8 protein-coding genes are annotated in these 11663 nt (G+C 69.8%); 1 reads left to right on the forward strand and 7 read right to left on the reverse strand.

Going from position 1 to position 11663, the window contains the following annotated elements; all coding sequences use genetic code 11:
- Nucleotides 1–5: 5 nt before the first annotated feature.
- The 7 genes from ACFOLG_RS11950 to ada all read right to left on the reverse strand — a co-directional run bounded on the left by ACFOLG_RS11950 (nucleotide 6) and on the right by ada (nucleotide 10636).
- Nucleotides 6–182 carry a YnbE family lipoprotein gene (locus tag ACFOLG_RS11950; RefSeq protein ID WP_386092035.1) on the reverse strand — a complete coding sequence of 59 codons (177 nt, stop codon included), beginning with the start codon at nucleotides 180–182 and terminating at the stop codon, nucleotides 6–8.
- Complete coding sequence (locus ACFOLG_RS11955; RefSeq protein ID WP_386092037.1) at nucleotides 179–2863, reverse strand: intermembrane phospholipid transport protein YdbH family protein; 2685 nt, start codon at nucleotides 2861–2863, stop codon at nucleotides 179–181. Before ACFOLG_RS11955 ends, ACFOLG_RS11950 begins: the two co-directional genes overlap by 4 nt.
- A 3-nt stretch (nucleotides 2864–2866) precedes the next feature.
- Entirely contained in the window at nucleotides 2867–5200 is a 2334-nt protein-coding gene (locus ACFOLG_RS11960) for a putative bifunctional diguanylate cyclase/phosphodiesterase (protein WP_386092038.1), read from the reverse strand.
- 154 nt (nucleotides 5201–5354) lie between these two features.
- Nucleotides 5355–7550 (reverse strand): patatin-like phospholipase family protein, encoded by a 2196-nt coding sequence (locus tag ACFOLG_RS11965; protein ID WP_386092041.1) that lies wholly within the window; start codon nucleotides 7548–7550, stop codon nucleotides 5355–5357.
- A 225-nt stretch (nucleotides 7551–7775) separates the two neighbouring features.
- Nucleotides 7776–8678 carry a DNA-3-methyladenine glycosylase family protein gene (locus tag ACFOLG_RS11970; protein WP_386092043.1) on the reverse strand — a complete coding sequence of 301 codons (903 nt, stop codon included), beginning with the start codon at nucleotides 8676–8678 and terminating at the stop codon, nucleotides 7776–7778.
- Between the two features lie 71 nt (nucleotides 8679–8749).
- Nucleotides 8750–9403: a DNA oxidative demethylase AlkB gene (alkB, locus tag ACFOLG_RS11975; RefSeq protein WP_386092046.1), complete on the reverse strand. Its 654-nt coding sequence runs from the start codon at nucleotides 9401–9403 to the stop codon at nucleotides 8750–8752.
- Between the two features lie 99 nt (nucleotides 9404–9502).
- Nucleotides 9503–10636: a bifunctional DNA-binding transcriptional regulator/O6-methylguanine-DNA methyltransferase Ada gene (gene ada, locus ACFOLG_RS11980; RefSeq protein WP_386092048.1), complete on the reverse strand. Its 1134-nt coding sequence runs from the start codon at nucleotides 10634–10636 to the stop codon at nucleotides 9503–9505.
- Nucleotides 10637–10922: 286 nt separating this feature from the next.
- On the opposite strand from ada, the gene ahpC reads away from it, so the two are divergent.
- The gene (gene ahpC / locus ACFOLG_RS11985) at nucleotides 10923–11486 is read left to right on the forward strand and encodes an alkyl hydroperoxide reductase subunit C (protein ID WP_386092051.1); all 564 of its coding nucleotides are present in this window, start codon (nucleotides 10923–10925) and stop codon (nucleotides 11484–11486) included.
- The last annotated feature ends 177 nt before the right edge of the window (nucleotides 11487–11663 follow it).

Consider the following 11663-nt stretch of genomic DNA (forward strand, 5'->3'; position numbering starts at 1 on the left):
TGCTCCTAGAACAGTCCGCTATCGGTAGTGAGGCTGTCGATGTCTTTTTCCACCTTCAGGCGGATTTCGTGATCGATCTTCACGTTCAGGTTGATGGTGATGGGCTCCTTGGGCACTTCCAGCGCCACCCGCGGGGTGCAGGCGGCCAGTGCCAGGAGCGGTATCAGCCAGACGGGTTTCATGGCGAAGTCTCCGGGGTGGGGTTGCGCGTGGCGGCCGATTGTTTGCGGCTGAGCACGCGGCGGGATATTTCATCTCCGATACGCAGGCTGCGTAACAGTTCCAGCACGTTTTCACTGTGGCTGTAGTTTAGGACTACCGGCTGGCGGTTTTGTTTGGGGTTGACCCCCTTCAGCGTCACCTGCGCATCCAGTAATCCGTTCTGCTGCATGGCCAGCCGCGCCTGGAAGTCGTTGACGTCCAGTTCGCTGAGCATGTCCAGCGCCAGCTGTACCGCGCGGTTGGATTGTGCCATGGCGGTCACGCCGGCGGTGGCCGGCACGCGCAGGGTCAGCTCACCTTCGTTGCGCAGCAGCCCGTCCTGCAGTGCCACGCCGGCGGGCAGCAGCTGCAGCGGCAGGGTACCGCCGACGCGGCCGGTGAGCTGCACGGTGGGCTGCGGGTCGTTCTGCAAGGCGGCCAGCGCCGCCAGGTCCAGCTGCTGCACGCGCACGCTCTGGAACGCGCTGGACGGCCAGTGCAGGCTGTCGGCCTGCAGGCTGCCGCCCAGCAGCTTGGCGCGCACCTCGTCCAGCCGCCAGTCCTGCAGATCACTGTGCAGGCGCAGCGAGACATCCTGTACCAGGGTGCCGACATCCAGTTGCGCCAGTTGCAGTGGGCCGTCGCTTTGCAGCTGCAGCTGGCCGGGGCGTGCGGCCAACGTTAGCCGGCCGCGACCGCCGTTGGCGAGCACGCCGCCCCAGTCCAGCGCCACGTCGTTCAGCTGCACGTCGCCGTCCAGCTGCCATTGTTTTTGCCACTGCCATTGCAGCTTGCCGGCCACTTGCCCCTGCTGCAGGGTAAAGCCCAGGCCGCGGCTCATGGCGGCGCTCAGCGGGGTATCCAGCTGCAGGTTGCCGGCGGCGCCCTGGCCGTGGCGGCGCGCGTCCAGCTGCAGCTTGCTGCGCCAGGCTGGCAGTTGCAGCTGGGCGCTGGCGTGTTCGCCGTTCAGCTGCAGCGTGCCGCTGATCGGCGGCAGCGTCCAGCGGCTGGCTACCGCGCCGTCGGCGCTGAGCACCAGTTGGCCGTGGGCGCCGCGGCCGTCGCTCTGCAGCGCGCTGCTGGCGTGCAGGCGCAGCGGCTTGAGCAGCACGTTGCCGGCGATGCCTTCGGCCAGGCTCAGCGTGCTGCCGCTATCCAGCTGCCAGTTGCCGGCGCTGCCGCGCCAGTTGGCCGCCAGTTGCAGCGCGCCGCCCTTGCTGTACAACGGCAGCCGGCTGGCGGCGGCCAGGCTGCCTTGCCAGCCTTCGCCCAGCCGGCGTGCGGCCAACGTGCCCTGCAGCGGCCAGTCCTGGTAGTGGCCGTCGAAGCTGGCGTGCAGCACCGGCTGGCGCGGGTCGATGCCGTTGACCGGCAGGCTGAGCGCCAGCGCCAGCGCCAGCGCGGGCTGGCGCACACTCAGTTGCAGCGGGCTGCCGTGCGCGCCTTGCGGGTCCAGTTGGCCGCGCCACTGCCCGGCCAGCTGGAAGCCGGCATGGCGGCCGGCCAGCGCCAGCGCGCCTTGCCACTGCCAGCGGCCATCGCTCCAGCGCAGCGTGCCGTCGTCGCTGCGCAGCTGCAGTTGCTGGTAGTCGAGGCGGAACGGCAGGCGGCTGGCGCCGCTGGCGCTCAGCGGCAGTTGCCATGCTTGCGGCCAACTCAGGCGCACGCCCTGCGGCAGGCGGGCTTCGCCGGCGGCCAGCGTCAGCTGCCGATCGGCCCACTGCAGCGGAATACGGGCGTGCAAGTCTGTGCCGTCCAGCTGCAGCAGGCCGCTGCCGCGTTGCAGGTTTTGATCCTGCGGCGTCAGTTGCAGCTGCAGCCTGCCTTGCGGCCCGCTGGCCAGCAGGTCGGCCTGCAGGCTGTGCACGCCGTCCAGATCGCCGCTGGCCTGCAGCGCCCGGCGCGGCTGCAGCAGCCAGCCGGCAGCCAGCGGCAGCGCTTGCGGCAGGGTGGCGGCCAGTTGCCACTGGCGGTTGTGCAGCGTGGCCTGCAGTCGGGCATCGCCGCGGCGGGCATCGCCCTGGTAGCCCAGCTGGCGGCCATCGGCCTGCACGCTGGCCTGCAGCTGGCCCGGCAGCCAGCGGCCGCTGGCCTGTAGCTGCCAGTGGCCCAGCAGCTGCGGGGCCAGCCGCGCGGCGGCCAGGCTACCCTGTGCCAGCCATTGACCGTTGTCGCGGCGGTAGTCCAGCGCCAGCTTGTCGGCCCCCTGTGCCAGCTGCGCCTGCCAGCGTTCGTGTTGCTGACTGACGGCAACGGCCAGTGGCGGCAGTGCCGGCGCCTGCAGGCTGGCAATGTGCAGGCTGAACGGTGGCAGCCCGGCGGGCGGCGGCGCCGGCAGCTGGCGCGGGCCAGGCTTGGCGCAGCTGTGCAGCTGCAGCTGCTGCAGGCTGAGGCGCAGCGGCTGCCACTGCTCGATGCGCAGGCCGCGACCCTGGGCGGCGAGGCAGCCTTGCTGCCGCCATTGCCATTGCGCCAGCGTGGCACCGCCGTCGCGCCAGGCCAGCCCCTGCAGTTGCAGGCCCTGTTGCTGCAGCCACCAGCGCGCGCCGGCGGCGGCGGCCAGCAGCAGCGCCAGCAACAGCAGTAGGGCCGGCAGCAGCCGGCGGTGCCAGTGCCGGCGTGGCGCGGTCGGGGCGGTGGGCGGTGTGGCGGCCGGCGGCATGGCTCAGACCGCCGCCGCCAGCTGCTGGCGCAGCTGGTCGAACTCGGCCTGCGGCAACGGCCGGCTGAACAGGAAACCCTGGTAGGCCTGGCAATGGTGCTGCTGCAGGAAATCCCGCTGCGCCCGGGTTTCCACCCCCTCGGCCAGCACGCGCAGCCCCAGGCCGGTGGCCATGGCGATAATGGTCTGCGCGATGATGGCGTCGTTGCGGCTGTGCGGCAGGTTGAGGATGAAGGACTTGTCGATCTTCAGCTCGTCCAGCGGCAGGCGGGTGAGGTAGGCCAGCGAGGAGTTGCCGGTGCCGAAGTCGTCCAGCGAGAACGAGATGCCCAGCCGGCGCAGCGCCTGCATCTTGTGCAGCGTGTCTTCCACGTCGTCCAGCACCATGCTTTCGGTCAGCTCTATCATCAGCTGCGTCGGGTCGGCGCCGCTGCTGGCCAGTGCGTCCTCGACCTGGGCGACGAAATCCGGCTGGCGGAACTGGCGGGCGCTGACATTCACCGACAGCTGCTGCAGCGCATTGCCGGCGCGCTGCCATGCGGCCAACTGGCGGCAGGCCTGCTGCAGCACCCACTGGCCGATGGGCAGGATCAGCCCGGTTTCTTCCGCCAGCGGGATGAACTGCCCGGGCGGTACCAGCCCGCGCTGCGGATGCTGCCAGCGCAGCAGCGCCTCGGCGCCGATCAGCTGCTGCTGGTCGTTGAGCTGCACCTGGTAGTACAGCTGCAGCTGCTCGTCGGCCAGCGCCAGGTGCAGATCGCTTTCCAGCTGGCTGCGTTCTTCCAGCGCGGTCTGCATCGACGGGTCGTAGAAGCGCAGCGTGTCGCGGCCGGCGGTCTTGGCCTGGTACATCGCCACATCGGCGTATTTCAGCAGCGATTCCGCCGATTCGCTGTGCCCGAGGAACAGCGTAATGCCCAGGCTGGCGGTGGCGTGGAAAGTCAGTTCGCCGAGCTGGAACGGCAGCGTCAGCGCGGTGCGGATTTTCTCCGCCACCTGTTCGGCCTGGATCGCCGCCTCCTGCGCGGCGTGGCCCAGGTCTTCCAGCAGCAGCACGAACTCGTCGCCGCCCAGGCGCGCAACGCTGTCGCTGGCGCGCACATGCAGCTGCAGCCGCTGCGCGGTTGCCAGCAGCAGCTGGTCGCCCACATTGTGGCCGCGGGTGTCGTTCAGGTTCTTGAAGTGGTCGAGGTCGAGGAAGATCAGCGCGCCGTAGTGGCGGCTGCGCTGGCTGGTGGCCAGCGCCTGGCGGATGCGGTCTTGCAGCAGGCGGCGGTTGGGCAGCTGCGTCAGCGGGTCGTAGTAGGCCAGGCGGTGAATCTCGGCCTCGGCCTCGCGGTGGCTGGTGACATCGGCGAAGGCGCCGACAAAATGGCTGATCTGCTGGTCCTCGCCGCGCACCGCCGAGATGGTGAGCCAGGCGATGAACAGGCTGCCGTTCTTGCGCCGGTTCCACAGCTCGCCCTGCCAGTAGCCGTGCTCGCGGATCTGCTGCCACATGGCATCGAAGAACGCCGGCTCATGGCGGCCGGACTTGAGCAGGGCCGGGGTGCGCCCCAGTACTTCCGCGGCGCTGTAGCCGGTCAGCAGGCTGAAGGCGCGGTTGACGCGCATGATCACGCCGTCGGCCTGGGTCAGCAGCATGCCCTCCTGCGATTCGAAGGCGATGGCGGCGATGCGCTGCTCTTCCTCCAGCGCCTTGCGCGCGGTGATGTCGCGGGCAATACCGAACAAGCCGCACACCTGGCCCTGGCTGTCGTGCAGCGGCCCCTTGGTGGCCAGGAACACCACCTTGCCATCCACGGTGCTGACGGTTTCCTCGTAGGTGTGGGTGCGGTTGTCCGCCATCACGCGCTGGTCGTTGGCGTGGATGGCGGCCAGCTCCGCCGCCGGAAACAGCAGGCTGTCGTCCTGCCCCAGCACGCCGGCGACGGGCTGCCCGGTGACGCGGCCGGCCTCGCGGCTGAACAGCAGGTAACGGCCTTGCCGGTCCTTGGCGAAAATGGCGTCGGAGGAGTTGTCACAGATCTCGGTCAGCAGGCGCTGGGCATCGGCCTGCGCCTGCAGCGCCGCCTGTTCGCGGCGCGCCAGTTGCGCGGCCAGGTCCAGCTGGCGGTAGATCAGGCCGTACAGCAGCAGCGAGGTCACCGCCACGAACAGCCAGCCCTTGAGGGTGCTGACCAAGGTCAGCGTGGCCGCATCCTGGAACAGCATGGCGACCAGCTGATCGGAAAACAAAATCCACAGCGCGGCGAACACGGCATAGATCACCACCGGGCGCAGCGAAGACGGCGCGCCCAGGCGGGATGGCGGTGGGGAGGCGGGGTGGTGCTTCATCGCATTCCTTGTGCGGCCCTGGCCGGCAGCCGTGCGCGGCTGGCGGCTGGCCCTGTGCTTACTGTAGTGCACGCCGGCCGGAGATGACGCCGGGCTGCGGCCAACCTTGGCCGGCGGCGCGCGCTGGCCGTCGGCGGGGCGTGTCGCGCGCGGCTCAATATTCCACTCCCAGGTTCAGGTAGCCGGTGAGGCGGCCGCCGCGGCTATTGCCCACGCCGATGAACAGCGGCCCCAGCAGGGTGTCGGCGCCGACGAACAGCGTGCCGCCGGGCAGCCAGCCGCTGTCGCGATCATTGGTGATCTGCGACCACATCTGGCCGACCTCGGCCGAGGCGCCCAGGTACAGGCCGGTGCCGATCGCCGACGGCAGGCTGGCCACGCGCCACGACATCATGCCGCGGGCGAACAGCATCTGCCGCCCCAGCAGCTGCCCCGGCTGGTAGCCGGACAAGTAGCGGAAGCCGCCCAGCTCGAACACATTGCTGTTGTCGTCCGGGTTGCTGTAGCCGCCGCGCAGGCTGAAATGCCAGCTGATGTCGCGCAGGTCGGTGCTGACGCTGTCCAGCGAGAACGAGCCGCTGGCGGGCGGCGGGTCTTCGCTGTCGCTGCGCGCACTGGGCGCGCGCGCCTCCAGCGTGGCGGCGTAGCCGCTGCGCGGCCAACGCGGATTGTCCAGCTGGTCCAGTGCCAGCCGCACGCGCAGGCCCTGCTCGTGGTTGTTGTAGTCGTCCAGCAGCGGGTTGGACGAGCCGACCGTCCGTTTCAGGTCGTCGCTGCTGCGATACCAGCCGGTGCGGATCTCGCCCAGCTCGGCAAAGCGCCAGCCGACATCGGCATGCACGCTGCGGGTGCGGCGGCGGTATTCCGCCTCCGGCTGGGTGTCGTTGACGTACAGCGAGTAGTCCTTCTCGCGGTAGCTGCCGGACAGGCTGGCGAACAGCGGCGAGTTGGCCGCCAGCGGCTGATACCACTCGGCGCTGTAGGTGGGCTCCTCGCCAATCTTGGCCTCGGCCAGCAGGCTGCCGCCGGCACGGTTCAGCCAGCTGCGGCGGTATTCGCCCAGCAGCGAGAAGGTGGCATTGCCCTGCGAGCTGGAACGCAGCTCCAGGCCGCCGCGCAGGTAGTTGGGGCCGGTGTTGCGCTCCACCGCCTGCACCTGCGCCACGGTCTGCCCAGCCAGCGGCTGCAGGGTGTAGTCCAGCTTCTCCAGGTCGCCCTCGGCAAACACGTCCTGCAGGCGGCGGTGGAAGCTGCCCAGCCCCAGCTGGCGGTTGATGGCCAGCTTGTCGATCAGCGCGCCCGGCTCCACGAAGGCGAAGTCGCCGCTGACATTGATCTGGTCGATGTGCGGCGGCGGGCTGCTGCTGCGCGCCAGCTGCCATTGCCGGTAGGCCTCCGGGCTGGCGGCCAGGGTTTGCAGCCGCGCCGCCAGCGCGCGCGCGGCCTGGCGTCCGGCCTCGATGATCTGGCGGCTGGCGGCGAAGTCGGCCGGGGTGACGCCGTCCAGCTGCGGGCGGATCAGGATGTCGTCCGGCCCCAGCAGCGCCAGCGATTGCTTGCTGTTGCGCGCCACCATCAGGTAGGAGGTCTGGTCCAGCACATTGAGAAAGTTGTTCAGCTGCTCGCGCGGCACCGGCGGCGAGCCGACATCGATCACGATCAGCACATCGGCGCAGCGGCCTTTCAATTCCTCCACCGGCAGCTGGCGCGCCATGCCGCCGTCCACCAGCAGGCGGCCGTCGGCCTCCACCGCCGAGAACATGCCGGGCACCGCCATGCTGGCGCGCATCGCCAGGCTCAGGTCACCCTTGTCGAACACCACCGGCTCGCCGTTTTCCAGATCGGTGGCTACCGCGCGGAACGGAATGCTCAGCTGGTCGAAGCTGCTTTCGCTGCGGGCGTGGGTCAGCTGGCGGATGAACAGGTCGATGGCCTGGGCGTTGATCGCAGCCGGCGGCAGCCGCAGCTTGCCGTCGCGAAAGCCCAGGGTCAGGTCGAAGTAGTTCTTGCTGTCGTTGTGCTTGCGCTGGTAGGGCACGTCCTCGCGCCGCGGCTTGCCGGCCAGCAGGGTGTCCCAGTCGGCGCCGTTCAGCCGCTGCGCCAGCTCGTCCAGCGCCTGGCCGCTGGCATAGGCGCCGCCGATCAGCGCCCCAGCGCTGGTGCCGGCGATGCAGCTGATCGGCACCTGCAGTTGCTCCAGCTCCTGCAGCACCCCCAGGTGGGCCAGGCCGCGCGCGCCGCCGCCGCCCAGCACCACGCCGACGCGCGGCAGCGCCGCGGCCTGCAGCGTCGGGGCGGCCAGCAGCAGGGGCAGTAACAGCGCAGCCAGTTTGGCGACAAAACGAGTCATCACAAGCACATACCGTAGGACACAAGTCGGCAGAGTATATACGGCCATGCCGGCGATGACATTTGGCAATACGGGGCGGCGCGCCCGGGTGGCCCGGTAGCGCCAAAAAAAAACTGCCCGCACACGGCGGGCAGACGGCAAGCAGAAACGGGACAACGCCATACAGCAGGCGGCAGTATCGCGGCGCGCTGTGACGCGGCGATGACGGCCGCAAGGTTGGCCGCATCAGTAGCCGTCGCCGGCCTGCAGCGCCCACAGGTGGGCGGCTACCAGCGCGCGCCAGGGGGCGAATTCGGCCAGCCAGCGCTCGGTTTCCGGCGCGTCCAGCTTGTCGGCGCGCCCCAGCAGCCGCTGCAGGTTGCGCCGCACCGCCACATCGCCGTGCAGCGAGCCATCCAGCCAGGCAAAGCCGCGCAGCAGCGCGTAGCTGACGGTCCACGGCCCGATGCCGCGAATCGCGCACAGCTGCTGGCCGATGGCGGCGGCATCCGGCGCCAGCTGCCAGGCGGCCAACGGCAGCTCGCCGCTGGCCACCGCCGCCGCCAGCCGCAGCAGCGTCTGCGCCTTGCCCTGGGTAAAGCCGGCGGCGCGCAGGCTGGCTTCGTCCATGCCGGCCACGCAGTCTGCATCCGGCAGGCAGTACAGGCCGCTGCTGTGCTGCCGGCCGGCGGCCTGGATGAAGCGGCGGCGTATCGCCACCGCCGCCGCCACGCTGATCTGCTGGCCGATGATGGCCCAGGCCAGCGCCTCGAAGGCGCTGGCGGTCTGCGGTACGCGCAGCCCGGATTGCCGCGCCAGCAGCGGGCCCAGCTGCGGGTGATCGGCCAGCGCCGCCTCGAATTCTGCCACCGGCTGGGTGAGGCCCAGCATGTGGCGCACGGTGCTGGCCAGCTGTGCCGCGTCATCGCCGCTGGCGCTGCCGTCCAGCAGCAGGCTGGCTGCCGCGTGGTCGGGGTAGAGCGCGATGCGCAGCAGCGCCGGCCGGCCGTGCCACAGCAGGCCTTTTTCCAGCGTGTGATCCACCACCCGTTCCGCCACTTGCTGCGCATCGCGGCGGTGGAAGTCGAGAAAGCCGTCGGCGCGGAAATTGGCCGGCAGCGGCAGCTGGCAGTGCAGGGTGGTGGACATGGCGGACTCGGGGGCAAAGGTTGGCCGCAAGGCTACGTGGCGCCGGGCGGCTTGTCACCGCCAGCCGGTGCTCAGCCGGCGCGGCGGAAGGTGAGGTTGATGCGGCACTCGCCCAGCAGCGGGTGCTCGCCGCCGGCCAGCGGCAGCACGCCGTGGTAGCGCAGCCGGTCCGGCCCGCCCCACACCAGGATGTCGCCGTGGCGCAGGGTGAGGCGCGCGCAGCGCTCGCTGCGGCGCAGGCCGCCCAGCTCGAATACCGCCGGCAGCCCCAGCGACACGGACACGATCGGCGCGGCGAAATCGCGCTCGTCCTTGTCCTGGTGCAGCGACAGCTTGCAGCCGGGTTGGTAGCGGTTGATCAGGCAGGCATCCGGCACGAAGCCGGCAAAACCGGCGCGCGCGGCGGCGTCGGCGGCCAGCAGGCGCCAGCTGTCCGGCATCGCCGGCCACGGCTGGCCGCTGCCCGGGTCCAGCCGGCTGTAGCGGTAGCCGTGGGAATCGGACACCCAGCCCAGCTCGCCGCAGCTGGTGGTGGCCACGCCCATGCGGTAGCCGCCGGGGGTGACCATATGGCGGAACGGCGACTGCGCGGCGATGCGGTCGATGTCGGCCAACAGCGCCGCCGCCTGCGGCTCCGCCATGGCGTGCAGCAGCACGGTGCCGGCGGCCAGCCGCTCGGTGTGCGGCTGCTCGCCGGCCGGCGGGGCGAACAGGTCGTCCATCATGTGGCGGCCACCTCGAACAGCTGCCGTCTGCGTTGCGCTACTGCGTTGCTCACCAAAAATTCCTCCTTACCTCTCCACTATATGCGGCGCCGGCGTTGTTCATTCGCGCCTTGCCTCGTCTGGCAGGCGGGAGATGTCGCGGCGGGCTGGCGTGTCCGCTGCCGGGCTGTTTGCCTCGCGTGCCAGCAGCTCCGCCTTGCGCGCAACGCCCCAGCGGTAGCCGGACAGGCTGCCGTCGGTGCGCACCACGCGGTGGCAGGGAATCGCCACCGCCAGCGCGTTGGCGGCGCAGGCCTGCGCCACCGCCCGCACCGCGCGCGGCGCGCCGATGCGGGCCGCCACCTCGCTGTAGCTCAGCGTCTGCCCCGGCGGGATGGTGCGTAGCGCCTGCCACACCCGCTGCTGGAAGGCGGTGCCGCGGATGTCCAGCGGCAGCGCCAGCCCCTGCTGCGGCGCCTCGATGAAGCCCACCACTTGCGCCACCAGTTGTTCGTAGCCGGCATCGCCGCCGATCAGGTTGGCCGCCGGGAAGCGGTCCTGCAGCTCGCGCAGCAGGCTGTCGGCATCGTCGCCCAGCAGGATCGCGCAGATGCCGCGTTCGCTCTGCGCTACCAGCAGCGCGCCCAGGCTGCACTGCGCGATGGCGAAGTGGATGTGCTGCGCCTTGCCGCCGGCGCGCCAGGCGCTGGGGGTCATGCCCAGCAGCGCGGCGGATTGCTCGTAGAAGCGGCTGCTGGCGTTGTAGCCGGCCTGGTAGATGGCCTCGGTCACCGATGGCGTGGCCTGCAGCGACTGGCGCAGGCGTGCGGCGCGGTGGGCGCTGGCGTAGGCCTTGGGGCTGAGCCCGGTGGCGGCCTTGAACACCCGCTGCAGGTGGTAGGGACTGAGCCCGGCGCTGGCGGCCAGTGCGGCCAACGTTGGCGCCTGCTCGGCGTCCTCGATCTGCCGGCACAGCCGGGCGATCAGCGCCGCCTGCTGCTGTGCCGGCGATTCGGCCTCCGGCCGGCAGCGGCGGCAGGGGCGGTAGCCGGCGGCGCTGGCGGCGGCGGCGTCCGGGTAGAAGCGCACGTTTTCCGGCCGCGCATGGCGCGACGGGCAGCTGGGGCGGCAGAAGATGCCGGTGCTCTGCACCGCGTACACGAACTGGCCGTCGGCGCCGGCATCGCGCGCCAGCACCGCCTGCCAGCGCGGGTCGCTGCTGCTGGTGCCGCTGTCTTGCGTGGACTGTTTCATGCTGTGGCTCCCTTCCGTGGCTCCCTGGTGTTCCTGCTCTGACTGTAGGCCTTGCGGCTGGAGGCGACACTCCGCTGCTTGCGATCAAAACCGGCTATGGTGGCCGATAAAGAAAATAAAACTATCGTAGAAAATTATTCAATTAGATTTATCTATCACACTGCCGCATCATTCACCTGTCGATAACGACTAAGCGCTGCAGACAGACCGGGCGCCGCCGATGAGCGGCATCACGCCACAAGATACGGTTTGATGCGCAGCACCCAATTCATTCAAGGAGCCAAGCATGTCCATCATCAACAGCCAGATCAAACCGTTCGCTACCCAGGCCTTCCACAACGGCAAGTTCATCGAGGTGAGCGATCAGACTCTGCTGGGCAAGTGGTCGGTGGTGTTCTTCTACCCGGCCGACTTCACCTTCGTGTGCCCGACCGAGCTGGGCGACCTGGCCGACCTGTACCCGCAGTTCCGCGAGCTGGGCGTGGAAATCTACTCGGTCTCCACCGACACCCACTTCACCCACAAGGCGTGGCACGACACCTCCGACACCATCAAGAAGATCCAGTACCCGATGCTGGCCGACCCGACCCACCTGATCGCCCGCAACTTCGGCGTGCTGATCGAGGAAGCCGGCCTGGCCGACCGCGGCACCTTCGTCATCGACCCGCAAGGCAAGATCCAGATCGTGGAAATCAACGCCGGTGGCGTGGGCCGCGATGCCGCCGAACTGCTGCGCAAGGTGAAGGCCGCCCAGTACGTGGCCGCCCACCCGGGCGAAGTGTGCCCGGCCAAGTGGCAGGAAGGCGATGCCACGCTGGCACCGTCGCTGGACCTGGTCGGCAAGATCTAAGTTTCCGCCGCCCTTCGGCCCGATAGCTTTGTCGGCGGCGCGGGGGCTTGCCGTACTCCATGTACTGTCTGCGCCCCCGCTTGCTTGCCTTCGCGCTCTCGGGCCGAATCATCGGCGGAAACAAGGTGGGATAAACATTCCCCAACACCCGACATTCATTGCCGGGTGCCCCGGAAA

Source organism: Vogesella facilis (genome assembly GCF_042648525.1).
GTDB lineage: Bacteria > Pseudomonadota > Gammaproteobacteria > Burkholderiales > Chromobacteriaceae > Vogesella > Vogesella facilis.

Bases quoted from the DNA above. Each gene is read 5' to 3' on its own strand.
- ACFOLG_RS11965 (WP_386092041.1), bottom strand. From the start codon at position 7,550: ATGACTCGTTTTGTCGCCAAACTGGCTGCGCTGTTACTGCCCCTGCTG.
- ACFOLG_RS11950 (WP_386092035.1), bottom strand. From the start codon at position 182: ATGAAACCCGTCTGGCTGATACCGCTCCTGGCACTGGCCGCCTGCACC.
- ACFOLG_RS11960 (WP_386092038.1), bottom strand. From the start codon at position 5,200: ATGAAGCACCACCCCGCCTCCCCACCGCCATCCCGCCTGGGCGCGCCG.
- alkB (WP_386092046.1), bottom strand. From the start codon at position 9,403: ATGATGGACGACCTGTTCGCCCCGCCGGCCGGCGAGCAGCCGCACACC.
- ada (WP_386092048.1), bottom strand. From the start codon at position 10,636: ATGAAACAGTCCACGCAAGACAGCGGCACCAGCAGCAGCGACCCGCGC.
- ahpC (WP_386092051.1), top strand. From the start codon at position 10,923: ATGTCCATCATCAACAGCCAGATCAAACCGTTCGCTACCCAGGCCTTC.
- ACFOLG_RS11955 (WP_386092037.1), bottom strand. From the start codon at position 2,863: ATGCCGCCGGCCGCCACACCGCCCACCGCCCCGACCGCGCCACGCCGG.
- ACFOLG_RS11970 (WP_386092043.1), bottom strand. From the start codon at position 8,678: ATGTCCACCACCCTGCACTGCCAGCTGCCGCTGCCGGCCAATTTCCGC.